Origin of the sequence: Arthrobacter sp. 08Y14, from assembly GCF_002929455.1 — a bacterium.
Lineage (GTDB): Bacteria > Actinomycetota > Actinomycetes > Actinomycetales > Micrococcaceae > Arthrobacter_B > Arthrobacter_B sunyaminii.
This window is the reverse complement of record NZ_PJIX01000002.1, coordinates 72,279-97,026: the sequence shown is the minus strand read 5'-3', so window position 1 is coordinate 97,026 and position 24,748 is coordinate 72,279. Positions and strand designations below refer to the sequence as shown.

The following is a 24,748-nucleotide window of genomic DNA, read 5'->3' as shown; positions in this document are numbered from 1 at the left end:
CCGGATCCTCCGGTGCCGTCCCAGCATTACAAGCCTGGGTTCACTCTACCCATCCTCGGGCCTTTTGCCGCCGCAGGCCCTGAAGGGGACCCTGCGTTACGGCGGACGCCGGCGGCTTTCGGGAGAACGGCGGCAACGCCGCGCGTGTTTAGTACGCTCGGGTCATGACCGATGCGCAACAGCCCGCTCCGTACGCGCCGGATCCCGGGAGCCCGCCTCTTTCCGGCACTCCCGGAGATCCTGAGAACCGGCCCGAGCCCCGCCGGATCCGCATCCCGCACCTGCAGCAGTTCAAGGACTCCGGGGAGCACTTTGCGATGCTCACCGCTTACGACCAGTACACCGCCGCCATCTTTGACGAGGCCGGCATCGAAGTGCTCTTGGTGGGTGATTCGGCCGCCAACAATGTCATGGGCCACGCCACCACGCTGCCCATCACGCTGGAAGAGATGCTCGTGTTCGCCCGCTCCGTCACGGCGGGAGCCAGCCGCGCCCTGGTGGTCTGCGACCTGCCCTTCGGCTCCTACGAAGTCTCCCCCGCACAGGCCGTGGAATCCTCGATACGGCTGCTCAAGGAGGGGTTGGTGCACGCCGTCAAGCTGGAGGGCGGGGCGGCTTACGCGCCGCACGTCCGGGCGCTGGCGGCGGCAGGGATCCCCGTCATGGCCCACGTGGGCTTCACGCCGCAGAGTGAGCATGCCCTGGGCGGCTACCGGGTACAGGGGCGCGGGAACGCCCGGCACACAGTGCTCGACGACGCCGCCGCCCTGGCCGAAGCAGGCGCCTTCTGTGTCCTGATGGAAATGGTGCCGGCCGATGTCGCTGCCGAGGTGGATGCCGCCGTCGCGGTTCCCACCATCGGCATCGGCGCCGGCAACGCCACCACCGGACAGGTCCTTGTCTGGCAGGACATGGCAGGCCTGCGCAGCGGCAAGCAGCCGCGGTTCGTCAAGGCGTTCGCGGACGTCCGCTCAGTACTGGCAGCTGCTGCCCGGAGCTATGCGGATGAAGTACGCAGCGGAACCTTTCCCGGCCCGGAGCACAGCTTTTAGCCGGTGCGGTTTGGCCCGCCCGCGGCGGGAGCCGCTACCAGCTGCGGTTTTCTTCGTCCTCTTTGTCCCAGGCTTCGTTGCGCTGCTGCACCTTCAGAAGAGCCGACTGCGCCTCTTCCTCTGTTTTGTACGGGCCGAGCAGTTTCGTCCAGTCGGACTGGGGGCCCTTTTCAACCTCGTGCGTGACAACGTTGAACCAGTATTCGGTCATGATCGGATCTCCTTGAACGTGGTGCGTATTCTTCCCAGAACTTTTGCTCCGGCCGCATACAGACGCTCCGGAGCTCCGGCCGAGGGGTCGGCGTGCCGCGGCACAGCCGTGCGGCGATAAGATCGATGGTATGCCCCACACAGTTGCCACTGCACCCCTTGGCCGTCTCACTCCGGGAATCGTGAGCCGGCGGCGTCCCGTTCCCGCCTCGATTCCGCGACCGGAATACGTGGACAAGGAAGCTCCCACGCCCTTCACCGGTTCAGAGGTCAAGAGCCCTGAAATCATCGAAAAGATCCGGGCGGCCTCAAAGATTGCCGCCCAGGCCATCGTGGAAGTGGGCAGGCACATCGCCCCCGGCGTCACCACGGACGAGCTGGACCGCATAGGCCATGAATTCCTCCTGGACCACCACGCCTACCCCTCCACGCTGGGCTACCGCGGCTTCCCCAAGTCCCTGTGTTCCTCCGTTAATGAGGTCATCTGCCACGGCATTCCGGACACCACGGTGCTGGAAGACGGCGACATCATCAACATCGACATCACCGCGTACATCAACGGCGTGCACGGGGACACTAACTGGACCTTCCTCGTGGGAGACGTGGATGAAGAGTCCCGGCTGCTGGTGGAACGCACGCAGGAATCCCTCCGCCGTGCCATCAAGGCCGTCATGCCCGGACGGGAAATCAACGTCATCGGCCGCACCATCGAGTCCTACGCCAAGCGTTTCGGTTACGGTGTTGTCCGTGACTTCACCGGCCACGGCGTCGGTGAAGCCTTCCACACCGGCCTGATCATTCCCCATTACGACGCCGCGCCCGCCTACAGCAGGCTGATCGAACCGGGAATGGTGTTTACGATTGAACCTATGCTCACTCTCGGCACCATTGAGTGGGACATGTGGGATGACAACTGGACCGTCCTTACCAAGGACCGCAAACGCACCGCCCAGTTTGAGCACACGCTGCTCGTGACGGACTCCGGCGCCGAAGTTCTGACCCTTCCCTGACCTGTTAGTCCGAGCTGAGAACTACTACTGGAGAACCCATGGCCAAGAAGCACAAGTCCGACAAGCATGTCGACGCCGTCATTGGAATTGATATCGGGGGCACTGGCATCAAGGGCGGCATCGTCGACCTGGCCAAGGGCAAGCTGATTGGTGACCGTTACCGCATTCCCACCCCGCAGCCTGCCACCCCCGAAGCGGTAGCCGGCGTCGTGGCGCAGATTGTCGAAGAACTGTCCTCCCGGAAGGGCGGCCCCGGACCCGACGTCCCCGTGGGTGTCACGTTCCCGGCCATCATTTCCCACGGCATTGCCCGGTCCGCGGCCAATGTGGACAAAAGCTGGATTGATACGGATGTGGACACGCTGCTCACCAAGGCGCTCGGCCGCGACGTCCAGGTGATGAACGACGCCGACGCGGCAGGCCTGGCGGAGGCCCGCTACGGCGCCGGCCGAGAGGTGGACGGCACGGTCCTGGTGATCACCCTCGGCACCGGTATTGGTTCGGCGCTGATCTACAAGGGCATGCTGGTTCCCAACGCCGAACTCGGTCATCTGGAAATTGACGGGCACGACGCCGAGTCCAAGGCCTCAGCCTCGGCGCGGGAACGCGACGGCATCAGCTGGGAGGAATATGCGCAGCGTCTGCAGCGGTACTTCTCCCATGTGGAGTTCCTGTTTTCGCCGGACCTCTTTGTGGTGGGCGGCGGCATCTCCAAGCGCAGCGAGGACTTCCTGCCGCTGCTGAACCTCCGCACCCCGCTGGTCACGGCCAACCTCAAGAACAACGCCGGCATTGTGGGCGCTGCACTGCAGGCTGCCCTGCACTTCAAATTCATTAAGTAGACACAGGTAGACACAGGCCGGGAGCGGCTGAGCCGGGCGCCGGACAGCCGCGGCGGCCCATAAGAGAGGCGGCAGCAGGATGATCCTGCTGCCGCCCTTTTTGGCCGCTCCTGGTCCGCGTGCGGAGAAAGATTCGACTTAGCGTTGTCAGCGGCCCCGGGAGCCTGCCGGAGCGGACGAACCGTGCAGGGAATCCTGGCGCAGCACAGCGATGGCGGCCTCAAAGTCCTCCAGCGATTCGAAGGCCTGATAGACGCTTGCGAAACGCAGGTAGGCCACCTGGTCCAGTTTCTGCAGAGGTTTGAGAATGGCCAGGCCCACCTCATGGGCATCAATTTCAGCCACGCCGCTGGCGCGGATGGATTCCTCCACCTCCTGCGCGAGCATGGCCAGGTCATCTTCGCTCACGGGCCGGCCCTGGCACGCCTTGCGCACGCCGTTGATCACCTTCCCGCGGCTGAACGGCTCCCCAACACCGGACCGTTTAATAACGCTCAGGCTGGTGGTCTCAACAGTGCTGAACCTGCGGCCGCACTCCGGGCACTGGCGGCGGCGGCGGATCGCCGAGCCGTCCTCGGCCAGGCGGCTGTCCACGACGCGGGAATCAGCGTTGCGGCAGAACGGACAGTACATCCGGTGTCCTTTCGCTGGGGTCCAGGGTCCGGGACGGCAGCTTGTTGCCGCCAAGCCCCGGAAGGAACTCGTACAAACCGGCACGGCGCCGGCTGCGCACTCATTCTAGGGTCCGGAACGGCCCATCACCAACTGCTCGTCACCATATGTAGTACCCGTCTGCACTACATATGGTGGTTCGGCGTTTGCGTCAGCGCAGCGTCAGGAAGAAAACCGCACGGATACGGCGTCACCGTGCGCGGGCAGGTCCTCTGCACGGGAGAGAGCGACCACATGCCCGCTTACTTCCGCCAGGGCAGCCCGGTCATAGTTGATGACCTGGATCGCGCGCATAAAGGTGGTCACATTCAGGCCGGAAGAGAAGGCAGCAGTGCCCGCCGTGGGCAGCACATGGTTGGAGCCGGAGCAGTAGTCGCCCAAGCTGACCGGGCTGTAGCTGCCGACAAAGACGGCGCCGGCGCTGGTGATGCGCGCAGATACTTCTTCTGCGTTGGCTGTCTGGATTTCCAGGTGCTCGGCTCCGTAGGCGTTGCAGACCTCGATGCCCTGCTCCAGGTTCTCCACCAGGATGGTCCCGGACTGGGGACCGGACAGTGCGGTGGCGACACGCTCGCGGTGGCGGGTCGCCGGTACCTGACGGTCCAGTTCTTCCCGTACCCGCTGCTCCAGCTCAGCGGAGTCGGTGACGAGCACCGAGGCGGCGTTCGGGTCGTGCTCGGCCTGGCTGATCAGGTCCGCGGCCACCAGACGGGCGTCTGCCCCGGCATCGGCCAGGATGGCAATCTCGGTGGGTCCGGCTTCTGCGTCGATTCCCACGACGCCCTTGACCAGGCGCTTGGCGGTGGCCACGTAGACGTTGCCCGGTCCGGTGACCACATCCACCGGTTCCAGCTCGGGGTTGTCCCCCGCGGCGGGAACGCCGTAGGCGAAGGCGGCAATGGCCTGGGCGCCGCCCATGGCGTACACCTCTTCAATACCCAGCAGCTCTGCCGCTGCCAGGATGGTGGGGTGCGGCAGGCCGCCGAAGGCCGGCTGAGGCGGAGAAGCCAGAGCCAGCGAAGAGACGCCGGCAGCCTGGGCGGGGACAACGTTCATGATCACCGACGACGGGTAAACGGCGAGGCCGCCGGGCACGTACAGGCCCACGCGGCGGACCGGAATCCATTTCTGGGCCACGTTGGCACCGGGCCCTATCTGCAGGTCGGTGTTCCGGGGGCGCTGGGCGTCGGCAAACAGCCGGGCGCGGCGGATGGATTCCTCCAGCGCCGCACGGACCTGGGGGTCCAGTTCCTGCAGGGCCTCCTTCAGCGCCGCGCGGGGAACCAGCGGACGGTGCTGCTCCACGCGGTCAAACCGGGCTGCCAGCTCGCTCAGCGCGTTGTAACCGCGGGAGCGGACGTCGGCAATGATGGCGGCGACGGCGTCGGAGGCTACGTCGGTGGTGGTCTCCGCACGCGGCATCGCCTGCTTCAGTGCCGCGGTCGACAGATGCCGGCCGCGCAGGTCGAGGGTTCGGAAGGACGTGCTGACGGCTGCGGGGCTGGAAGAAGTCACGGGTCCATTCTACTGCCCCACCGGCCCCGCTGCCGCTTTGCTACACGTCCAGACAGGTTGGGCCCAGCAGCACCTTCAAGTCGCCGAACAGGGACGGAGTGGGGTTCACCCGCAGGTCAACCCCCAGCTTCATGACTTCCACGGTCCGTGACCCGTTGAGCCGGATCTGCACCTCCGACGTTCCCGGGTGGGTCCGGAGTACGTCACCGAGCTGCGTGACCACGGTTTCCGTGGCTTTGTAGGTGGCCATGGAAATCACCACCGGGCCGGAGTGGCCCTCGCTCAGGTCCGGAACCGTAAGCTCCTGGGCGTTCAGGGTCACGGCGCCGTCGTCGCGGCGCTGGAGCCTGCCGCGGACCACCACAATCAGGTCCTCGGCGAGTACTGCCGCAATCGGCCCGTACACCTGGCCAAAGAACATGACCTCCATGGAGCCGGCCAGGTCCTCAATCTCACAGCGGGCGTAAGCGTTGCCGCTGTTCTTGGCAATCCTGCGCTGCAGTGAGGTGATCATCCCGGCAATGGTGACGATCGCTCCGTCGGGCGGACCTTCCTCGCCCACGATGTTGGTGATGGAAGAATCGGCGTGCTGGCTGAGGATTCCCTCAAGACCCTGCAGCGGGTGGTCGGACACATACAGGCCCAGCATGTCCCGTTCGAAGGAAAGCTTGTCCTTCTTCTCCCACTCAGGCAGGTCCGGAATCTCGATGCTGATCGAGTCCTCCGGCTCCTGGTCCGCGATGGCGGCAAAGAGGTCAAACTGGCCCACGGCTTCGTTGCGCTTGAGCACGACGACGGAATCGATGGCCTCTTCGTGGATCATCGCCAGCGGACGCCGGGCGTGGCCCATGGAATCAAAGGCCCCGGCCTTGATCAGCGACTCAATGGTGCGCTTGTTGCAGACCACTGCAGGGACCTTCATCAGGAAGTCCTTGAAGTTGGTGAACGCACCCTTTTCTTCGCGGGCGGACACCATGGACTGCACCACGTTGGCGCCCACATTGCGGATGGCGCCCATGCCGAAGCGGATGTCCTTGCCCACAGGCGTGAAGTTCACGCTGGACTCATTGACATCCGGCGGCAGCACCGTGATGCCCATCTTGCGGCACTCGTTCAAGTACAGGGCGAGCTTGTCCTTGTCATCACCCACCGAGGTAAGCAGGGCAGCCATGTACTCGGCCGGGTACTGCGCCTTCAGGTACGCGGTCCAGTAGGACACCACACCGTAGGCGGCCGAGTGGGCCTTGTTGAAGGCATAGTCGGAGAAGGGCAGCAGGATGTCCCAGAGCGCCTTGATGGCCGCCTCCGAATATCCGCGGTCAACCATGCCCTGATGGAAGCCGGCGTACTGCTTGTCCAGCTCGGACTTCTTCTTCTTACCCATGGCGCGGCGCAGGATATCGGCCTGGCCGAGGCTGAACCCGGCCACCTTCTGGGCGATGGCCATCACCTGCTCCTGATAGACAATCAGGCCGTAGGTGGTGCCCAGGATCTCCGCCAGCGGTTCCTCGAGCTCCGGATGGATCGGAGTGATTTCCTGCTGACCGGTTTTACGCAGGGCGTAGTTGGTGTGGGAGTTGGCGCCCATCGGGCCCGGCCGGTACAGGGCGATGACGGCGGAAATGTCTTCAAAGTTGTCCGGACGCATGCTCTTGAGCAGCGACCGCATGGGCCCGCCGTCGAGCTGGAACACCCCAAGGGTCTCGCCGCCGGCCAGGAGGTCGTAGGCGGGCTTCAGGTCCAGCGGGAGGTCCTCGAGGATCAGGTCCTCGCCGCGGTTATTCTTGATGTTCTCCACCGCGTCGGAAACGATCGTCAGGTTTCGCAGGCCAAGGAAGTCCATCTTGATCAGCCCCAGGCCTTCGCAGGTGGGGTAATCGAACTGTGTGATGACCTGGCCGTCCTGCTCGCGGCGCATGATCGGAATGATGTCGATCAAAGGGTCCGAGGACATGATGACGCCGGCGGCGTGCACGCCCCACTGGCGCTTGAGGCCTTCCAGTCCCAGGGCAGTGTCGAACACGCGCTGGGAGTCGGGATCGGTGCGCAGCAGTTCGCGCAGTTCTTCGGCCTCCCCGTACCGCTTGGCGTCCTTGTTGTGGACGTCCTGCAGGGACAGGCCCTTGCCCATGACGTCCGGCGGCATGGCCTTGGTCAGGCGCTCTCCCACGGAGAACGGATAGCCCATGACACGGGAGGAGTCCTTCAGCGCCTGCTTGGCCTTGATGGTGCCGTAGGTGACGATCATGGCCACGCGCTCGTCGCCGTACTTCTCGGTGACGTAGTGGATCACTTCGGAGCGGCGCCGATCATCGAAGTCGACGTCGAAGTCAGGCATGGAAACACGGTCAGGGTTCAGGAACCGCTCGAAGATCAGACCGTGCTGCAGCGGATCCAGGTCGGTGATGCCCATGGCGTAGGCGGCCATGGAACCGGCGCCGGAGCCTCGGCCCGGACCCACGCGGATGCCGTTGGCCTTGGCCCAGTTGATAAAGTCGGCCACCACCAGGAAGTAGCCCGGGAAACCCATCTGGGCAATGATGCCCACCTCATAGTCGGCACGTTTGCGGACGTCGTCGCTGATTCCGTTCGGGTAGCGGCGGTGCAAGCCGGCTTCCACTTCTTTGACGAACCAGGATTCCTCATTCTCCCCTTCCGGGCAGGGGAAACGCGGCATGTAGTTGGCCTTGGTGTTGAACTCAACGTCGCACCGCTCGGCAATGAGCAGTGTGTTGTCGCAGGCCTCGGGATAGTCGCGGAAGATGGCGCGCATTTCCGCCGGGGATTTCAGGTAGAACTCGTCGGCGTCGAACTTGAAGCGCTTGGGGTCGGCCAGGGAGGAGCCGGACTGCACGCACAGCAGTGCTGCGTGTGCGGAAGCGTCCTCTGCGTGGGTGTAGTGCAGGTCATTGGTGGCCACCAGCGGCAGCTGCAGTTCACGGGCCAGCTTGATCAGGTCGGCCTGAACGTTGCGTTCAATGTCCAGGCCGTGGTCCATCAGCTCACAGAAGAAATTTTCCGGCCCGAAGATGTCCCGGAAATCCGACGCCGCCTGGACGGCTTCCTTGTACAGGCCCAGGCGCAGTTTGGTCTGGACTTCCCCTGAGGGGCAGCCGGTGGTGGCAATGAGGCCCTTGCCGTAGGTCTGCAGCAGGTCCCGGTCCATGCGGGGCTTGTAGAGGAAACCCTCCAGGGACGCCAGGGAGGACATCCGGAAGAGGTTGTGCATGCCCTCGGTGGTCTCCGCCCACATGGTCATGTGGGTGTAGGCGCCGGCACCGGAGACATCGTTGCGTCCGCCGTCGCCCCACTTCACACGGGTTTTGTCCGACCGTGCGGTTCCCGGCGTCAGGTAGGCTTCAACACCCACAATTGGCTTGATGCCGGCGTTGCGGGCCTTGTTCCAGAAGTCGAAAGCTCCGAACACGAATCCGTGGTCCGTGGTTGCCACGGCGTTCATGCCGAGTTCTTCAGCGTGGCTGAAGAGGTCCGTCAGGCGGGCTGCGCCGTCCAACATGGAGTACTCGGTGTGGTTGTGAAGATGGACAAACGATTTCGAAGAAGTTGCTGAAGCCACCGAACCATTCTAGGCCGGGTTAAAGCGGCAGCCGGACGGCACGCCGCCGTCCGGCTGACAGCCTTCGTCACTTCCGGGCGGAAGCCTCAGACGTCGCCGCGCTGCAGGGCATCCAGTGCGTACTGAAGATCCTGCGGGTATTCGCTGAGAACTTCCACGCGTTCACCGGTGCCGGGGTGCGCAAACGCCAGTTTGCGGGCATGCAGCCACTGCCGGGTCAGGCCCAGCTCAGCCGCAAGCTTAGCCTCCGCACCGTAGGTGAGATCTCCGGCACAGGGGTGCTTCAGGGCGGAGAAATGCACCCGGATCTGGTGGGTGCGCCCGGTCTCCAGGTGCACCTCCACCAGGGACGCCTTGCCAAAGGCTTCCAGCACCTCATAGTGGGTAACGGAGGGCCGTCCGCCTTCCAGCACTGCAAAGCGCCAGTCATAGGAAGGGTGGCGGCCGATCGGTGCGTCGATGGTCCCCCGCAGCGGGTCCGGCAGGCCCTGGACCACGGCGTGGTACATCTTCTCCACGGTGCGTTCCTTGAAGGCCTGCTTCAGCAGCGTGTAGGCATGTTCGGTCTTGGCGACCACCATGGCGCCGGACGTTCCCACGTCGAGGCGGTGGACGATGCCCTGCCGTTCAGGGGACCCGGAGGTGGAAATGCGGTAGCCGGCTGCGGCCAGTCCGCCCACCACGGTGGGGCCTACCCAGCCGGGCGAGGGATGCGCGGCCACACCCACGGGCTTGTCGATGACCACAAAGTGGTCGTCGTCGGCCAGGATCTTCAGGCCTTCCACCGGTTCAACGACGACGGCGAGCGGGTCACGCTGCTCGGGAATGTCAACGCTCACCCGGTCTCCGGCCGAAAGGCGGTCGGACTTTCCCAGCGACCGGCCGTTCATGCTGAAGTAGCCGTCGGTAAACCAGGTGGCGGCGGTGGAGCGGGAGACATCCAGGAGCTTGGCGAGGACGGCATCCGCTCTTCCTCCGTCAGCCTCATCCGGAATCTGCAGGACGGTGTGAATCTCGTTCATTTGTTGTCTTTGCCGTTCTGTATGTCCTTGGTGCCGGTTTCCTCGGTGCTGCCCGTTTCCGGTGCCGTGCCTGAAGGGGTCCGCACACCGTCCAGGCCCACTCCCCGCAGCGTCAGCAGGCAGACGAGAATCACGCCGGAGACCACGCAGGTGTCTGCAATGTTGAAAATTGCGAAGTTGGGCAGAGCGATGAAGTCCACCACGTGGCCCTGCCCAAACGAGGGTTCACGAAACAGCCGGTCCGTCAGGTTGCCCGCTGCCCCGCCCAGGACCAGCCCCAGGGCTACAGCCCAGGACACGGAGCGGACCTTCAGCATGAGGTACACGAGGAAACCGCACACGGCCACCATGATGATGGTGAACACCCATGTGTAGTCGGTGCCGATGGAGAAAGCGGCCCCAGGGTTGAGGATATAGTGCCAGCGCAGCAGCGGCGGCAGCACGTCTGTGACTTGGCCGAGCGTCATGGTGGATTCAACCCACCACTTGGTGAGCTGGTCTACTCCAAGCCCGAGTGCGGCGCACGCCGCCATGATCAGGGCATACCCGGACCAGGCCGGGCGTACATGCTCACCGGTGCTTCCAGCGGATTTCGCGGACACAGGTTCCTCAGAAGATTTCGTCATGGTGCTTTCATTCGTTGTGGCACGGGGCGGGACGCGGGCCGCTGCCAAAACAACGGGCCGGCTGACCGGGGCGTCCCGGCCAGCCGGCCCGTGCTTATATTCAGTTTAGTGCACCAGTGGTGCCGCGGTGGTGTTCCGGTTACGCGTCGGCGGTCTCCGAGGCAACGGATCCGCGGGCATCCAGATCACGCAGCTGGCCTTCAATGTAGGCCTTCAGACGTGAACGGTAGTCGCGCTCGAAGCCGCGCAGCTGCTCAACCTTGCGTTCCAGGACAGCCTTCTGCTGTTCCAGGTTGCTGAGGATCTTACGGCTCTTGTCCTGCGCTTCGCTAACGAGCCCGCTGGCTTCCATCTGTGCTTCTGCGATGATCTTGTCGCGCTGCTCAACACCGGCGCCCACGTAGTCATCGTGCATCTTCTGGGCCATCGCCAGGATGCCTGCGGCGGTCTCGGTGTTGCTGGCAGCAGTTGCCGGAGCGGGTGCGGCGGCTGCGGGAGCCGGTGCTGCGGCGGCCGGGGCCGGAGCAGCTGCCTTGGGCTCTTCAGCCTTGGCGGCGGCGGGGGCCTTCGGTTCCTCGGCCTTGACCGGTTCGGGCTTCTTTTCTTCCTTCACCGGGGCCGTGACCTGCTCGGTCTTGGCCGCAGCCGAGACCGGAGCGGGAACAGCGGTGCTTTCACCGGACTTGCCGGCAAGGCATTCCGCGAGCTGGCTGCGCAGGTCTTCGTTCTCTGCGTTCAGACGGCGCAGCTCAATAACGATCTCATCGAGAAAGTCATCAACCTCGTCCTGATCGTAGCCTTCACGGAACTTGGTCGGCTGGAACCGCTTATTGACAACATCTTCTGGCGTCAGAGCCATCTGGTCACCTCACACTGGTTATAAGATTCGCCTGCGAGTTCAGCAGACGGTTCTACGTACAGAATATCGAACATAAAAATCTAAGGGGTCTTATTCTTTTTCACAGTATATCTTCCGGGGAAGGAACACTAACCGGACCCGCAACACCGCCGCCCCTAGAAGAGGGCGCCCGCGACGATCTGCTTCACAATGGCAACAACGATGAACAACACGATGAAGGCCAGGTCCAGGGAGATCCCGCCCAGGCGCAGCGGGGGAATGAACCTGCGCAGCAGCCGGATAGCCGGATCTGTGGCCCCGTAGACGAGGGACGCCAGCACCAGGGCCGGCCCCTTGGGGCGCCACTGGCGGGCGAAGATTTGGACGGCGTCGTAGACAATCCTCAGGAACAGAGCGAACTGAAAGATCACCAGCAGCACATACAGCAGGGCAAAAATAATACTCACGCGTGTTGTTTCGTTTCAGGGGAGGCCGTAGCGATCCGGGGAGATCCCGCTACTGCGGGCCCGCGGTCAGCTCTGATTGAAGAATGCCGACTGGGATTCACTGACTTTTTTGTCATCCCCCAGCACCTCCACGTAGGACGGCGACAGGAGGAACACCTTGTTGGTCACGCGCTCAATGCTACCGCGCAGCCCAAAGACAAGGCCAGCAGAGAAATCGACGAGGCGCTTCGCATCTGCTTCGCCCATGTCGGTGACATTCATAATCACGGGAATCCCGTCCCGGAAGCTCTCACCGATGATCTTGGCGTCGTTGTAGGAACGGGGATGAACGGTGGTGATCTGGCGCAAGCCAGCCACTTCCTCTCGGGATGACGGGGCTCGCTTGATCGGGGTGACCGGTGCCCGGTATTCTTCGACTGCGGTGCGGACCACAGGTGCCGGTGCAGGCTCGGCGTCACGGTCTGACCGCTCAGTCCGCTCGGCGCGTTCAGCCCGGTCGGGGCGCTCCGTGCGCTCGTACTCGGGGGTGTACTCCTCGGCGCTGCGCACCGGGGCTTCCCGCTGGCTCTTCTGCTCAGACTCGTAGGGCTCTTCACCGTCGGCGAGCCCAAGGTAGATCATTGTCCTGCGCATTGCGCCAGCCATGGTTGCTCCTTCTAGAACTTCAGCGCCGTAGCACCCGCCCCTCGCCAGATGAGGGACTTTCCTGCAATAGACGCTACCGTACCGGGGGCCGGGGCCCGAGAATATCGGAGCCGATCCTCAGGTGTGTCGCCCCGTTTTCCAACGCTGCTTCCAGGTCCCCGCTCATGCCTGCCGAGATCGCGTCCGCCCCGGGATGGTCCCTCTGCAGCTCGCCGGACAGGGTCGCCAGACGGGCGAATGCCTCCCGGGCATCGGCGCCAAGGGGCGCCACCGCCATGACCCCGGCCAGGCGGAGACCGGGGGTTGCCGCGGCTGCCTCAGCCAGCTCGGGCAGCTCCCGCGGCAACGCTCCCCCGCGGGCTGCGCCGGTCCCTGCGCCTCCGCCGGAAGATCCCCCTGCGGGTGTCTGCTCCCGCAGATCCACCTGCAAAAACACGTCCAGGTCAGCTCTGGGCTGCTCCCCTGCCTGGGCCCGGCGCGATTGTTCAGCAGCCATGGCTTTGCCAAGGGCTGTGACCAGCGAGAGCCGGTCCACTGAATGCACCGCGGCAGCATAGCGGACCACGGATTTCGCCTTGTTGCTTTGCAGCTGGCCGATGAAATGCCAGTTCAGACCCTGAGCCTGAACTGACAAAGCTTTTGCAGCAGCCTCCTGGTCCTTGTTTTCACCGACGTCAGTGACGCCCATGCCGGCCAGGAGATCGACATCCGAGGCTGGAAAATACTTTGTGACCACTATGAGGGTTGGTGCGGCCCCACCGGCTGTAGCTGAAGTGATGCGCGTGTGCACCCGCTTGAGCCGGTTCGAAAGTTCAGCGGACCGATCGGCGGGGGTAAGGCTGGCAGTCATGGGGTGCTCCTTGTATCAAGCAGGTATTTCAGGCAGGCGGAGCTGCGGGCCGTCCGGGGTCCCGGGATCCCGGGATCCCGGGATCCCAAACGTCAGTTTCGCCAGATCAGCCCGGCGAAGCGCCCTGCGCTGCTGCTGCGGCGGTGCGAGTAAAGGTCGGTGGATTCGAGGGTGCAGCCGGGGAGCCGGACGACGTCGACCCCCAGAGCTTCCAGCTGTGTCCGGGCACCGGCGGGAAGGTCCAGGGCAGGAGTTCCCCAGCGGGTGGTCGAGCGCAGTTCCGGCATCACCTCGGCTGCCTCCCGCTGCATCACTGCGGGAACCTCGTAGCACTCCCCGCACACGGACGGCCCAATCCAGGCGCGGAGGCTCTCAGCGCCCGCGGCGGCCATCTCCTGCACAGTGTTGGCGAGGATGCCGTCGAGCAATCCCCGGCGTCCGGCATGGGCAACCCCCGTCACCACCCCGGCCCCGTTCCGCCCGGTCAGCACCACGGGCACGCAGTCGGCAACCATGACGGCCAGCGGCACGGAGCCATCCGCGCTGACGAGGGCGTCTGCGGTGAGTGGGTCCGCAGTGAGCGGGTCCGCCATCGGAGCGGCACCCGGCCCGGCAGGTGACGGGCCGGACACCGAGGCGACGGCAGCCGAATGCACCTGGTTCATGAAGCGCAGCGACCCGGCCGGCACACCCATGTGCGCCTCCAGCGCCCGGCGGCGCCGCAATACCAGTGCCGAGTCATCCCCCACATGCAAAGCGAGGTTGCCCGCCTCTGTACTGGTGAACGCGACCGTCAGGCCGTCACCGGCCTGCGTCTGCCACCAAAACATTGTCGAACAACCTCGCTGCGCTAAATGGTCCGGGTCAAGAACCCGGATCGGTGTTACTTCAGGAAGTCAGGGACATCCAGGTCATCATTGCGACCCGTGGACAGATCTGACTCCACGACGGCGGGCAGGTCCACGTCGAAGCCTGCGTCCGCAGGAACATCGCTGTGCTGCGTGGAGCGCTGCGACCATGCCGACAGCCCTGCCGAAGCAGGTGCAGCGGCCGCGTAACCGCCACCGGCCGGTGCGCTGGCCGGGGGCAGCGCAGGTTCGGCCGGCTTGTGCGAGACGGGCTGCGAGGTGACGTCCACCTGGTCAAATCCCGCAGCGATCACGGTGACGCGCGCTTCGTCACCGAGGGCATCGTCAATAACGGCACCAAAGATGATGTTGGCTTCCGGGTGGGCAACTTCCTGCACCAGCCGCGCGGCCTCGTTGATCTCGAACAGGCCGAGGTCGGAGCCGCCCTGGATGGAGAGCAGGACGCCGTGGGCGCCGTCGATGGACGCTTCCAGCAGAGGAGACGCTATGGCCAGCTCGGCCGCCTTGACGGCGCGATCCTCTCCCCGCGCGGAACCGATACCCATGAGGGCGGAACCGGCACCCTGCATGACGGATTTGACGTCGGCAAAGTCGAGGTTGATCAGGCCCGGCGTGGTGATCAGGTCGGTAATGCCCTGGACACCGGAAAGCAGCACCTGGTCCGCCGAGCGGAAAGCGTCCAGCATGGACACGTTCCGGTCGCTGATGGAGAGCAGGCGGTCGTTGGGGATGACGATGAGGGTGTCGACTTCGTCGCGCAGCGTATCAATGCCGGACTCAGCCTGGTTGGAACGGCGGCGGCCTTCGAAAGTAAAGGGCCGCGTCACCACGCCGATGGTCAGGGCGCCAAGGGACCGGGCAATGCGGGCCACGACAGGTGCGCCACCGGTGCCGGTGCCGCCGCCCTCGCCTGCGGTCACGAAGACCATGTCCGCTCCGCGCAGGACTTCCTCGATTTCTTCGGCGTGGTCCTCGGCGGCCTTGCGGCCCACCTCGGGGTCCGCGCCGGCGCCCAGGCCGCGCGTCAGTTCGCGGCCGACGTCGAGCTTGACGTCGGCGTCGCTCATCAGCAGCGCCTGTGCATCGGTGTTGATGGCGATGAACTCCACACCTCGGAGCCCTACATCAATCATCCGGTTTACGGCGTTCACGCCACCGCCGCCGATGCCGACGACCTTGATGACGGCCAAGTAATTCTGCGGTGCTGCCACGTCCTGTGTCCCTTGTTCGAATCTGTGCAACTGATCATTTGTGGCCGGAATGCTCCGGCCGAAAACCTTGAACCTGACCTGTAACGTTCAACCGCAAACCCTAAGCTTCCAGTTGAAGGTTATAGTTATGTCAAGTAATCCTCTACCAGTGACGCTATGGGGCGAAAACTGGTTCTGCAATTACCTCTGCCGCGTGTCGGATTATTCTTTCCCGCAGGAGGAAAAAATTACCGCGTAACCGGAGCGGTTGGGGTGCTGACGTCAAACACGCTGATCGGCGGATCCTTGGGCGGCATCAAAAGCAGGGCTTCCAAAACACGCGCCTTGGCCACATTGGATTCGGCGCTCCCCCAGAATACCGTCTGCCCGTTGACCAGCTTCAGTTCCACCGAATCAACGGATGTCGCCGCGGCGTGGTCCAGCTGGGCGAGAACGTTTTCCGGCAGCACGGACAGTACGGAGGTGACCGTACTGAATACTGCGCTGTTCACCGCCTCGCTGCCTCCATCGATCAGCGGCAGCCTGGCCTCGGCCCGGTTGGCCGCGGTTCCGATCACCAGCCCGTCTTCATCAATCAGCGAAAACGCATCTCCGGTTTGCAGGACCGCCACCGGAACGCGTTCCGTGATGGTTACCACGATCTCGGACGGGGGCAGGGCCACGACGTCGACCCCGGCCACCTCGGGCCGGTCCGCGAGTAGCCCGGCAACATCGTCGTCGTCGATCGTGGTTAGCGGTTCGCCCATGAGCGGCTGCAGGGCACGGTGGACCTCTTCTTCAGGCAGCAGCGAGTTTCCCTGGACCGTTACCGTCTTCAGGGCCAGCGCCGGAGACAGGAAGAGGAATGCCAGGAAAGCGCCCAGAAGAACAACGGCGGTCGACACTGAAATGAGCAGCCACCGGCGGCGTTTGCGGACGGGCGGTTCGGGAAAGGCCAGCACCGTGGCAGTGACCGTTTCACCGTTCCCGGAGCCCGGTTCCGTCCGGGTGTGCCCCTCGGTCCTGGCGTCAGCGAGGTTCGGCCTTCCGGCACCTCCGTGCAGCCTCCGCTCCCGGGAGACGGAATCGCCGTAGCCTGCGGAGCGGCGGACGCTGCTGCGCCCGCCGCCGGCATGGCGGGTGGGATCCACCTCGGGGCGACGGGGTTTTTTGCTAGCCACGGAGTTCCTTCCGCAGCACCGGCTGTGCCGCGTCCGACTCCAGTTCGGCGTCTGCCTCTACTCCGGTCTGAACGCCGGCGTCCCCAGCCAAGGCGGGCGCCGTCCTGGCCAGTTCCTGCACCAGGTGCGCACCGTATTGCGTGACATCTCCGGCGCCAACCGTGAGGATGATGTCTCCCGGTGCGGCGCGGCGGCAGATATCCCGCACCGCCTGGCCGGCATCCGGAGCGTAGCCTCCCGGCCGGTTCACCCTGGAGGCGATGACTTCGCTGGTAACGCCGGGCACCGGATCCTCACGGGCAGCATAAATGTCCAGCACCGTGGCAGTGTCGGCACGTTCCAGGGCGGCAGCGAACTCTTCCGCGAAGGCCAGCGTCCGGCTGAACAAATGCGGCTGGAACAATACATGCACGCGGTGGTCCCCGGCAACGGTGCGCGCCGCCTCCAGCGCGGCCACAAGCTCGGTGGGATGATGCGCGTAGTCATCGAAGACCCGCACCCCGCGCACGGCGCCTTTGGCTTCGAAGCGGCGTGCTGCGCCGGAGAACACCGCGAGGCCTGCCGCGGCCTGGGCGGGGTCAACTCCGAGCCCGAGCCCGACGGCGAACGCAGCTGCGGCATTGCGGATGTTGTGCACCCCGGGGACCAGGAGCCTCAGTTCCTGCTCGCAGTCCAGTCCGTCCAGGCTGAAGCGCAGCATTGACACCGATCCACTGGCGACCGGCCGCGTGTCAGTGATCCGGATGTCTGCGTTTTCGCTGTAGCCGTAGGTGCACACGCGGGCGGCACCGGAGCGGCGCACCACGTCCGCCGCGCCGGGATCATCCGCGCAGGCCACCAGCAGGCCGTCCGCCGGCAGCAGCCGGACAAACCGGTCGAAGGAGGCAAAGACTGCTTCCTCGGTGCCGTAGTGGTCCAGGTGATCGGCCTCGACATTGGTAATAACGGAAATTCGCGGGCGGTAATTCAGAAACGATCCGTCGGACTCGTCGGCTTCAGCGACGAACACACTGCCGCTTCCGAACGCGGCATTCACCCCCAGTGCCGCCACGTCTCCGCCGATGGCGAAGGAGGGATCCAGTCCTGCTTCGCGCAGCAGGACGGTTACCATGGCTGTGGTGGTGGTTTTCCCGTGGGTTCCGGCGACGGCAACCGTGTCCTGCGTCCCCATCGCCGCGGCGAGTGCTTCGGAACGGTGGATGACCCGCAGGCCCAAGTCCCGGGCCGCGGCCAGTTCGGGGTTGTCGGACCGGATGGCGGTGGAAACCACCACGGTGTCGGCGCCCTGCACGTTGGCCGCGTCCTGGCCCACGAACACTGCAGCGCCAAGGGCCTCCAAAGCACGCAGGCCTGCGGAGTCGCGCGAGTCCGAGCCGGACACGGAAACGCCCTGGCCGATCATTACCCGGGCGACGGCGGACATGCCCGCGCCCCCCAGACCAATGAAGTGCACCCGGCCGAGGTCGGAAAGATTCAGGGTGCTCATGCTCGTGACCTTACCTTTGCTTCGAGAATAAACTCCGCCATCCGCCGGTCCGCGTCGCGGATGCCCTGGGCTGATGAAGCGGCGGACATGGCGTCCAGCGCTGCGGGGTCGGCCAGCAAAGGTATTAGTCTGTCCGCTATCCACTGTGCGGTGAAGAGTGCATCCGAAACCACAACGGCTCCGCCGGCCGCCGCCAGCCCGGCTGCGTTCAGTGCCTGTTCCCCGTTGCCGTGCGGCAGCGGAACCAGCACGGCGGGCAGGCCAACGGCGCTGATCTCGCAAACCGTACCGGCGCCCGAGCGGGCGAGCAGCAGGTCCGCAGCAGCGTACGCCTGCTCCATCCCGTCCACATATTCGACCTGCCGGTAAAGCGGCGCCGCCAGCGGCTTGCCCTCGGACGTCAGGAGCTGTTTGCCCCGTCCAGTGATGTGCAGGGTCTGGATGCCCGCTTCCGCAAGGGCCGGCAGGGCAGCCTCGACGGCACGGTTAATGCTGGCCGCTCCGGAAGAGCCGCCGGTGACCACCAGGGTGGGACGGTCCGCCTCCAGCCCCAGGGCAGTACGCGCGCCGGCACGCGCCCGGCTGCGGTCGAGTCCCGAAATTTCGCGGCGCATGGGCATGCCCACCAGTTGCGCGCGGGGCAGCTTCGTCTCCGCGAAGGCGGTGCCGACGACGTCGGCGAACCGTGCGCCCACCCGGTTGGCAAGCCCGGGACGGGCATTGGCTTCGTGCACTATGACCGGCAGCTTCCGCCGGCGGGCAGCAAGATAGACCGGCGTGGAAACGTACCCGCCGACACCCACCACGACGTCGGCAGCGGCTTCATCGAGAATCGCACCGGCCTGGCGAACGGCCTGCAGGAGCCGGCCGGGCAGCCGGACCAGGTCCCCGCCCGGTTTCCGGGGCATCGGGACCCGGTCGATGACGGCCAGCTCGAACCCCGCGGCCGGAACCAGCCGGGTTTCCATGCCGGCGGCCGTGCCCACAACCTTAATGCGGGACTCCGGTGCGGACTCCCGCACAGCGCGCGCCACGGCGAGGAGCGGGCTGATGTGCCCGGCGGTGCCGCCTCCGGCGAGGACGAGGGAAAGGGGACGTTGTGTCATGAAGCTGATGGTTCACTTTCAGAAAGTTTGTGTTCGGGGATTTTCCGGGCGAAGGAGAGCAGGACCCCCACGGCTGCCAGGGTAATGGTCAGGGAAGACCCGCCGTAGGAGATGAAGGGAAGCGGCACTCCGATCACGGGCAGCAGGCCCGTCACCATGGCGATGTTCACAAAGGCCTGGCCGATAATCCAGACCAGGATGGACCCGCAGACAATCCGGATGAACGGATCGGTGTGCCGCATGGTCATGCGGATGGTGGCGACCGCCAGGACGCCGAAGAGCAGCACGATCAGGAGCGTGCCCAGCAGGCCGAACTCCTCGCCGATGATCGCAAAGATGAAGTCATTGTGCGCTTCAGGGATCCAGCTCCACTTCTGCCGGCTCTGTCCGATACCCACCCCAAACCAGCCTCCCGAGGCCAGGGCGTACATGCCGGCGTTTGCCTGGTCGCAGAGCCCGGCACCGCAGTCCTTCCCCAGCCAGGCACTGATCCGGCCCGCACGGTTGTCGCTGACCACCGACATCAGGGCGGCCGCAGCGCCGCCTGCGGCCACCAGGGCCGCGATGAAGCGCAGCGGCGTTCCGGCGAAAAACAGTGCGGCCACCATAATGAGGCCCAGGATGATCACCGTGCCGAGGTCCCTGCCGATCATTACCAGGCCGATGAGGATGGTACCGCCCGGAAACACCACCGGAACCAGGGCATGCTTCCACTGGTTGAGGAGTTTCTGCTTCAGGGACAGCACTGACGCGAACCAGATGGCCATGGCCAGCTTCGCTGCTTCCGAGGGCTGGCCGCCGATCGGTCCGATCTCGATCCAGTTCCTGTTGCCGTTGACCTCTTTGCCCACCCCGGGGATGAACACCAGCAGCAGCAGCACGACGGCCAGGACCAACAGCACCCAGGCCAGCTTCTTGTACGCCTTGGGTCCAAGCCGGGAAAGCATCAGCATGGCCACAACGCCAAAACCGGCAAACATGGCCTGCTTGACGAAGAAACTAAACGTACTGCCCGCGGATTCACCGGCGGAAGCGGCAATGGACTCCACGGAGGACGCGGAGAGGACCATCATCAGGCCGATCGCGGTCAGCGCCAGTGCGGCACCCAGGATGGTGTAGTAGGCCGACCCCGTTGCTTTCCGGCGGCTGCCTTCCAGCAGCACGATCCCGCGTTCCAGCAGTGATGGCTTCTTGTTGGGGTCCTTCTTCGAGCTTCCCGGCGTGCGGGTGCCGCGCGGAGCACGCGTACCGCTCTCAGCCGCCGTCGTAGTCCTGCCGGAAGAGGAGTCAGCGGAGGACTGGCCTGCGGAGGACTTGCGTGTGGAGGACTGGCCTGCGGCTGCGGGGGCGGCCGGGCGCGCGGACCGGAGCACAGGCTTCCGGGGCTTCCCTGAGGACGTAGTGACCATCTAGGGCTCCTTAGGAGTCTGCGCCTGTCCTTCCACGTACCCGCGGACGGCCTCGATGAAAGCGTCTCCGCGGTGCGCGTAGGACGCGAACTGATCCATTGACGCTGCTGCGGGCGCCATCAGGACTGTGTCTCCTGACTGGGCTTCAGCGGCTGCGGCCGCGACAGCCAGAGCCATCACGTCCTCACCGCTGACCGCTGGAGCAGCGGCATGCCTTCCACCAGTGTGCGGCGGAACGGCATCAATCACCCGGACGTCGGGCGCGTGTCGCGCCAAAGCCTCACGGAGGTCTGCGGAGTCCGCACCGATCAGCACGACGGAGCGAAGGCGGGATGCATGGTCGCGGACCAGATCCCCGTAATGGACACCCTTTGACAGTCCCCCGGCGATCCACACCACCGAGTTGAAGGCAGACAGGGACGCGGACGCGGCATGCGGGTTGGTGGCCTTTGAGTCATTGATCCACAGGATGTCGTTGAGGCGGGCAACCGGCTGGATGCGGTGGTCTCCGGGCGCGTAGGTCCGAAGCCCGTCCCGCACCGCCGCCGGCTCAACGCCGTAAGCCCGGACCAGGGCAGCGGCGGCCAGGGCATTGGCCACCATGTGCCGGGGAGCGTACTCGCCAAGATCGGCCATGGAGGCGAGCTCAGCCGCCGAATCCTTGCGCTGTTCAATGAAGGCGCGGTCAACCAGCAGGTTCTCCACCATTCCCACCATGGAGACCGCCGGCATGCCGGTCGTAAAGCCCACAGCGCGGCAGCCTTCCACGACGTCGGCTTCTTCGACCATGTGCTCGGTCTCGATCTGCTCGGCGTTGTAGATGCAGGCGACCTGCGTGTTTTCGTAGATCTTGGCTTTATCGGCCATGTAGGCCTCGTAGGAGCCGTGCCAGTCCACGTGGTCTTCGGCAATGTTCAGGCACACGCTGGCCAACGGTGAGATGGAGTGCGTCCAGTGCAGCTGGAAAGAGGATAGTTCCACGGCGAGGACGTCATAGCCCTGCGGATCCCGAATGGCGTCCAGGATGGGGGTTCCGACGTTTCCGGCAGCGATGGCCCGCAGCCCCGCAGCGCGCAGCATGCTCTCGGTCATCGAGACCGTGGTCGTTTTGCCGTTGGTGCCGGTGATGGTCAGCCATTGGGCGGTCTTGCGCCCTTCACGGATACGGACGCGCCAGGCCAGTTCGACGTCGCCCCATACCGGGATGCCGCCGTCGGCCGCCGCCCGCATCAGCGGATGGCTGGGGCTGAAGCCGGGCGAGGTGACAACCAGCTCAGCCGGCTCGCCGTCAACGGCGGGCAATGCTTCGGCGTGATCGGCGCCCAGCAGGACGTCGGCCGCTCCAACGATCCGCAGGGTGTCGGCCTTGGCCCGGTTTTCCTCTGTGTCCCGGGCATCAACCACCACTACCCGGGCGCCGAGTTCGATCAGGGTATCGGCCGCCGAAAAACCGGAGAGGCCGATTCCCGTGACGACAACGCGCAGTCCGCGCCAGTCGGCATCCCACGTGGTCAGCTCGTCAAGCCGGGACGTCCCGGCAGCGGAGTCAGCTGTTTCGCTCAATTTCCTACCACCCATTCCGCGTAGAAGATGCCAAGGGCCACGGCCACGCACAGTCCGGCCACGATCCAGAAGCGGACCACCACCGTGACTTCCGCCCACCCCTTGAGCTCAAAGTGGTGCTGCAGCGGAGCCATCTTGAAAACGCGTTTTCCGCCGCTGATTTTGAAGTACCCCACCTGGATAATCACGGAAAGCGTGATGATCACGAAGAGACCGGCCAGGATGACCAGCAGCAGTTCGGTGCGGGAGAGGATCGCGAAGGCTGCGATGGCGCCGCCGATGGCGAGGGATCCGGTGTCGCCCATGAAGATCTTTGCCGGTGAAGTGTTCCACCACAGGAAGCCCACCAGCGCCCCGGCCAGGGCTCCGGCCAGCAGGGCCAGGTCCATGGGATCGCGGACTTCGTAGCAGACGGCTCCTGAGCGGGGTGATCCGCAGCTCTGGTTGGACTGCCAGATGCCGATCAGGAAGTAGGCGCCGAACACCAGGATGGAGGCGCCGGCGGCGAGTCCGTCCAGGCCGTCCGCCAGGTTCACTCCGTTGGTGGTTCCCGTGATAATCAGGTTGGCCCAGAGGATGAAGAGGATGGCGCCGATCAGGGTACCTGCGAAGGCCAGGTCGATGCCGGTGTCGCGGATAAAGGAGATCTCCGTGGACGCGGGTGTCCGGCCCTGGGCGTTGGGGAAGTTCAGGGCCAGGATGGCGAACGTGACGCCCACGAGTGTCTGGAGGATGATCTTCGCCTTGGCGTTCAGCCCCAGGCTGCGCTGGCGGGAGATCTTGGTGTAGTCGTCAATGAAGCCCACGAGCCCCATCCCGACCATCAGGAACAGGAGCAGCAGTCCGGAAGCGGACGGGCCAAAACTCCGCGGATTGATCGCGAAGCTGATGAGGTGCGTGATGAAGTAGGACGCCACCACTGACGCCACGATGACGGCGCCGCCCATGGTGGGCGTTCCCCGTTTGGTGTGGTGCGACGTCGGTCCGTCATCGCGGACAAACTGGCCGTAACTCTTCTTGACGAGGAAACGGATAAACAGGGGCGTGCCGGCAAAGGCAAGGATCAGAGCCAGTGAAGACCCGATAAGCAGGGAAACCACTACTGGACGCCTCCGGCTTCCCCGGTGAGGTCCGGGCTGGTGTGCTGCGGCGCGGACGCCGGGGCGGTGGTTGACGAGGGGGCGTTCAAGGCTATCCGATCACCGAGGTGGCGCAGGGCTGCACCGTTTGAGGATTTGAAAAGGACGAGGTCTCCGGGCTGCAGCGAGGACTCAAGGATGCGTTCGGCATCTTCGGGGGTCTCCACGAAGACGGACTCGTCTCCCCAGGAACCCTCCATGACTGCGCCTGTGTGCATGGCCCGGGCACCTGTGCCCACCACTATGAGCTGGGAGATGTTCAGGCGGACCACGTACCGGCCGATCGCGTCGTGTTCGGTCACGGAGGATTCCCCGAGCTCGAGCATTTCGCCCAGCACGGCCCAGGTGCGCCGTCCCCGGCCCAGCTCGGCCAGTGTGCGCAGGGCCGCCCGCATGGATTCAGGGTTGGCGTTGTAGGCATCGTTGATGACGCTCACGCCGTCCGGGCGGTCGGTGCGCTCCATGCGCCAGCGGCTGGCGGCCTTCTGCCCGGACAGTGCGGCTGCGATCCGCTCGGCCGGGACGCCTGCCTCGAAGGCGGCGGCTGCGGCGGCCAGCAGGTTTGCGGTGTGATGGGCACCAATGAGGCCCGATTCCACCGGATACTCGCTTCCGTCGGGGAACCGGAGGGTGAAGACGGGGCGTCCCTGTTCGTCGGTCCGGGCATCCAGCGCCCGCACGGACGATTTGGCGCCGTGGGCTTCCTCGGGTGAGGAGGTGAAGTACAGGATTTCGACGCCGGCACCGGCACGGTCAGCCATGGCGGCCACGCGGATGTCGTCAGCGTTCAGCACCGCGGTGCCGCCTGGGGCCAGGGCCTCCACCATCTCACCCTTGGCGCGGGCAATGTTCTCCACGGAGCCAAATTCGCCGGCATGCGCGGTTCCCACGCAGAGGACGACGCCGATGTCCGGCTTCACCATGGAAGCCAGATATTCGATGTGGCCGACGCCGGTGGCACCCATTTCCATGACGAGGTAGCGGGTGCCGTAGTCCGCCCCGAAAATGGTCAGTGGAACGCCCACCTCGCCGTTGTAGGACCCCACGGGAGCCACCGTTTCGCCTTCGGCGCGCAGGATTCCGGCCAGCAGGTCCTTGGTGGTGGTTTTTCCTGCTGATCCGGTGATTCCGATGACGGTCAGCGGCGACGTTTCCCGCAGCCGCCGGACGATATCCGCCGCCAGGGTGCCCATGGCAAGAACAGCATCCGGAACCAGGACCGCAGGGTATACGGATCCGGAGGCATCCTCGACGGGACGCTCCACGAGGGCCAGGACGGCGCCGCGTTCAAAGGCGGCTTCCACGAAGAGGTGGCCGTCTGAGTTTTCGCCGGGTTTGGCGATGAAGAGGGAGCCGGGTGAGGCTTCCCGAGAGTCGGTTGTGGCCGAGTTCACGATCGTCGCGGATGCCTGTGCGGCACCGCCGATCAGTTCGCCGCCCGTAATTGCCGCTATGTCTGCTGCACTAAGTTCAATCATG

Annotated in this window: 22 protein-coding genes; 3 read left to right on the top strand and 19 right to left on the bottom strand. The window is 65.0% G+C overall.

What is annotated here, in order from left to right; genetic code table 11:
• The first annotated feature begins 164 nt into the window (after positions 1-164).
• Positions 165-1,052, top strand: coding sequence for a 3-methyl-2-oxobutanoate hydroxymethyltransferase (panB, locus tag CXR03_RS07015; RefSeq protein WP_104102982.1), 888 nt, complete (start codon positions 165-167; stop codon positions 1,050-1,052).
• Between the two features lie 34 nt (positions 1,053-1,086).
• Here the strand turns inward: panB and CXR03_RS18130 are convergent, their stop codons facing one another.
• On the bottom strand, positions 1,087-1,263 hold the full coding sequence (locus CXR03_RS18130; protein ID WP_146067205.1) for an SPOR domain-containing protein: 177 nt from the start codon (positions 1,261-1,263) through the stop codon (positions 1,087-1,089).
• A gap of 130 nt (positions 1,264-1,393) precedes the next feature.
• Here CXR03_RS18130 and map point away from each other — a divergent pair, with 130 nt between their 5' ends.
• Positions 1,394-2,272 carry a type I methionyl aminopeptidase gene (gene map / locus CXR03_RS07010; RefSeq protein WP_104102981.1) on the top strand — a complete coding sequence of 293 codons (879 nt, stop codon included), beginning with the start codon at positions 1,394-1,396 and terminating at the stop codon, positions 2,270-2,272.
• 38 nt (positions 2,273-2,310) lie between these two features.
• On the top strand, positions 2,311-3,114 hold the full coding sequence (gene ppgK, locus CXR03_RS07005; RefSeq protein WP_104102979.1) for a polyphosphate--glucose phosphotransferase: 804 nt from the start codon (positions 2,311-2,313) through the stop codon (positions 3,112-3,114).
• Between the two features lie 147 nt (positions 3,115-3,261).
• Here ppgK and nrdR read toward each other — a convergent pair whose 3' ends face one another.
• The 18 genes from nrdR to murF form a co-directional block, all read right to left on the bottom strand.
• Positions 3,262-3,747 carry a transcriptional regulator NrdR gene (nrdR, locus tag CXR03_RS07000; RefSeq protein WP_104102978.1) on the bottom strand — a complete coding sequence of 162 codons (486 nt, stop codon included), beginning with the start codon at positions 3,745-3,747 and terminating at the stop codon, positions 3,262-3,264.
• Between the two features lie 201 nt (positions 3,748-3,948).
• On the bottom strand, positions 3,949-5,301 hold the full coding sequence (gene hisD, locus CXR03_RS06995) for a histidinol dehydrogenase (protein ID WP_258073544.1): 1,353 nt from the start codon (positions 5,299-5,301) through the stop codon (positions 3,949-3,951).
• A 40-nt stretch (positions 5,302-5,341) separates the two neighbouring features.
• The gene (gene dnaE / locus CXR03_RS06990; RefSeq protein ID WP_104102976.1) at positions 5,342-8,878 is read right to left on the bottom strand and encodes a DNA polymerase III subunit alpha; all 3,537 of its coding nucleotides are present in this window, start codon (positions 8,876-8,878) and stop codon (positions 5,342-5,344) included.
• An 86-nt stretch (positions 8,879-8,964) separates the two neighbouring features.
• The gene (locus CXR03_RS06985; RefSeq protein ID WP_104104024.1) at positions 8,965-9,891 is read right to left on the bottom strand and encodes an RluA family pseudouridine synthase; all 927 of its coding nucleotides are present in this window, start codon (positions 9,889-9,891) and stop codon (positions 8,965-8,967) included.
• A gap of 5 nt (positions 9,892-9,896) precedes the next feature.
• Positions 9,897-10,526, bottom strand: coding sequence for a signal peptidase II (gene lspA, locus CXR03_RS06980; RefSeq protein WP_258073543.1), 630 nt, complete (start codon positions 10,524-10,526; stop codon positions 9,897-9,899).
• A 139-nt stretch (positions 10,527-10,665) separates the two neighbouring features.
• Complete coding sequence (locus tag CXR03_RS06975) at positions 10,666-11,385, bottom strand: DivIVA domain-containing protein (RefSeq protein WP_104054686.1); 720 nt, start codon at positions 11,383-11,385, stop codon at positions 10,666-10,668.
• Between the two features lie 155 nt (positions 11,386-11,540).
• A complete protein-coding gene (locus tag CXR03_RS06970) occupies positions 11,541-11,831 on the bottom strand; it encodes a YggT family protein (protein ID WP_104102975.1) in 291 nt (96 codons plus the stop codon).
• Positions 11,832-11,897: 66 nt separating this feature from the next.
• On the bottom strand, positions 11,898-12,476 hold the full coding sequence (locus CXR03_RS06965; protein ID WP_104054688.1) for a cell division protein SepF: 579 nt from the start codon (positions 12,474-12,476) through the stop codon (positions 11,898-11,900).
• 73 nt (positions 12,477-12,549) lie between these two features.
• Complete coding sequence (locus tag CXR03_RS06960) at positions 12,550-13,326, bottom strand: YggS family pyridoxal phosphate enzyme (RefSeq protein WP_104102973.1); 777 nt, start codon at positions 13,324-13,326, stop codon at positions 12,550-12,552.
• Positions 13,327-13,418: 92 nt separating this feature from the next.
• Entirely contained in the window at positions 13,419-14,156 is a 738-nt protein-coding gene (locus CXR03_RS06955) for a polyphenol oxidase family protein (protein WP_104102972.1), read from the bottom strand.
• A 53-nt stretch (positions 14,157-14,209) separates the two neighbouring features.
• On the bottom strand, positions 14,210-15,406 hold the full coding sequence (ftsZ, locus tag CXR03_RS06950; protein WP_104102970.1) for a cell division protein FtsZ: 1,197 nt from the start codon (positions 15,404-15,406) through the stop codon (positions 14,210-14,212).
• Positions 15,407-15,633: 227 nt separating this feature from the next.
• Positions 15,634-16,566, bottom strand: a complete 933-nt coding sequence (locus CXR03_RS06945) for a cell division protein FtsQ/DivIB (RefSeq protein WP_104102969.1) — start codon at positions 16,564-16,566, stop codon at positions 15,634-15,636.
• Positions 16,559-18,052: a UDP-N-acetylmuramate--L-alanine ligase gene (gene murC / locus CXR03_RS06940; protein ID WP_104102967.1), complete on the bottom strand. Its 1,494-nt coding sequence runs from the start codon at positions 18,050-18,052 to the stop codon at positions 16,559-16,561. The genes CXR03_RS06945 and murC overlap by 8 nt, the downstream gene beginning before the upstream one ends.
• Positions 18,049-19,158 carry an undecaprenyldiphospho-muramoylpentapeptide beta-N-acetylglucosaminyltransferase gene (gene murG, locus CXR03_RS06935; protein WP_104102966.1) on the bottom strand — a complete coding sequence of 370 codons (1,110 nt, stop codon included), beginning with the start codon at positions 19,156-19,158 and terminating at the stop codon, positions 18,049-18,051. The genes murC and murG overlap by 4 nt, the downstream gene beginning before the upstream one ends.
• Entirely contained in the window at positions 19,155-20,567 is a 1,413-nt protein-coding gene (ftsW, locus tag CXR03_RS06930) for a putative lipid II flippase FtsW (RefSeq protein ID WP_219816205.1), read from the bottom strand. Before ftsW ends, murG begins: the two co-directional genes overlap by 4 nt.
• Positions 20,568-22,145: a UDP-N-acetylmuramoyl-L-alanine--D-glutamate ligase gene (murD, locus tag CXR03_RS06925; protein ID WP_104102964.1), complete on the bottom strand. Its 1,578-nt coding sequence runs from the start codon at positions 22,143-22,145 to the stop codon at positions 20,568-20,570.
• Positions 22,127-23,230: a phospho-N-acetylmuramoyl-pentapeptide-transferase gene (gene mraY / locus CXR03_RS06920; protein ID WP_104104021.1), complete on the bottom strand. Its 1,104-nt coding sequence runs from the start codon at positions 23,228-23,230 to the stop codon at positions 22,127-22,129. The genes murD and mraY overlap by 19 nt, the downstream gene beginning before the upstream one ends.
• Positions 23,230-24,747, bottom strand: a complete 1,518-nt coding sequence (gene murF / locus CXR03_RS06915) for a UDP-N-acetylmuramoyl-tripeptide--D-alanyl-D-alanine ligase (protein WP_104102963.1) — start codon at positions 24,745-24,747, stop codon at positions 23,230-23,232. Before murF ends, mraY begins: the two co-directional genes overlap by 1 nt.
• Position 24,748: the final 1 nt, after the last annotated feature.

Coding starts and splice junctions, on each gene's coding strand:
- murF (WP_104102963.1), bottom strand. CDS start 24,747: ATGATTGAACTTAGTGCAGCAGACATAGCGGCAATTACGGGCGGCGAA.
- ppgK (WP_104102979.1), top strand. CDS start 2,311: ATGGCCAAGAAGCACAAGTCCGACAAGCATGTCGACGCCGTCATTGGA.
- CXR03_RS06960 (WP_104102973.1), bottom strand. CDS start 13,326: ATGACTGCCAGCCTTACCCCCGCCGATCGGTCCGCTGAACTTTCGAAC.
- nrdR (WP_104102978.1), bottom strand. CDS start 3,747: ATGTACTGTCCGTTCTGCCGCAACGCTGATTCCCGCGTCGTGGACAGC.
- CXR03_RS18130 (WP_146067205.1), bottom strand. CDS start 1,263: ATGACCGAATACTGGTTCAACGTTGTCACGCACGAGGTTGAAAAGGGC.
- murD (WP_104102964.1), bottom strand. CDS start 22,145: ATGGGTGGTAGGAAATTGAGCGAAACAGCTGACTCCGCTGCCGGGACG.
- panB (WP_104102982.1), top strand. CDS start 165: ATGACCGATGCGCAACAGCCCGCTCCGTACGCGCCGGATCCCGGGAGC.
- ftsW (WP_219816205.1), bottom strand. CDS start 20,567: ATGGTCACTACGTCCTCAGGGAAGCCCCGGAAGCCTGTGCTCCGGTCC.
- lspA (WP_258073543.1), bottom strand. CDS start 10,526: ATGACGAAATCTTCTGAGGAACCTGTGTCCGCGAAATCCGCTGGAAGC.
- murC (WP_104102967.1), bottom strand. CDS start 18,052: ATGAGCACCCTGAATCTTTCCGACCTCGGCCGGGTGCACTTCATTGGT.
- CXR03_RS06975 (WP_104054686.1), bottom strand. CDS start 11,385: ATGGCTCTGACGCCAGAAGATGTTGTCAATAAGCGGTTCCAGCCGACC.
- map (WP_104102981.1), top strand. CDS start 1,394: ATGCCCCACACAGTTGCCACTGCACCCCTTGGCCGTCTCACTCCGGGA.
- murG (WP_104102966.1), bottom strand. CDS start 19,158: ATGACACAACGTCCCCTTTCCCTCGTCCTCGCCGGAGGCGGCACCGCC.
- CXR03_RS06965 (WP_104054688.1), bottom strand. CDS start 12,476: ATGGCTGGCGCAATGCGCAGGACAATGATCTACCTTGGGCTCGCCGAC.
- CXR03_RS06955 (WP_104102972.1), bottom strand. CDS start 14,156: ATGTTTTGGTGGCAGACGCAGGCCGGTGACGGCCTGACGGTCGCGTTC.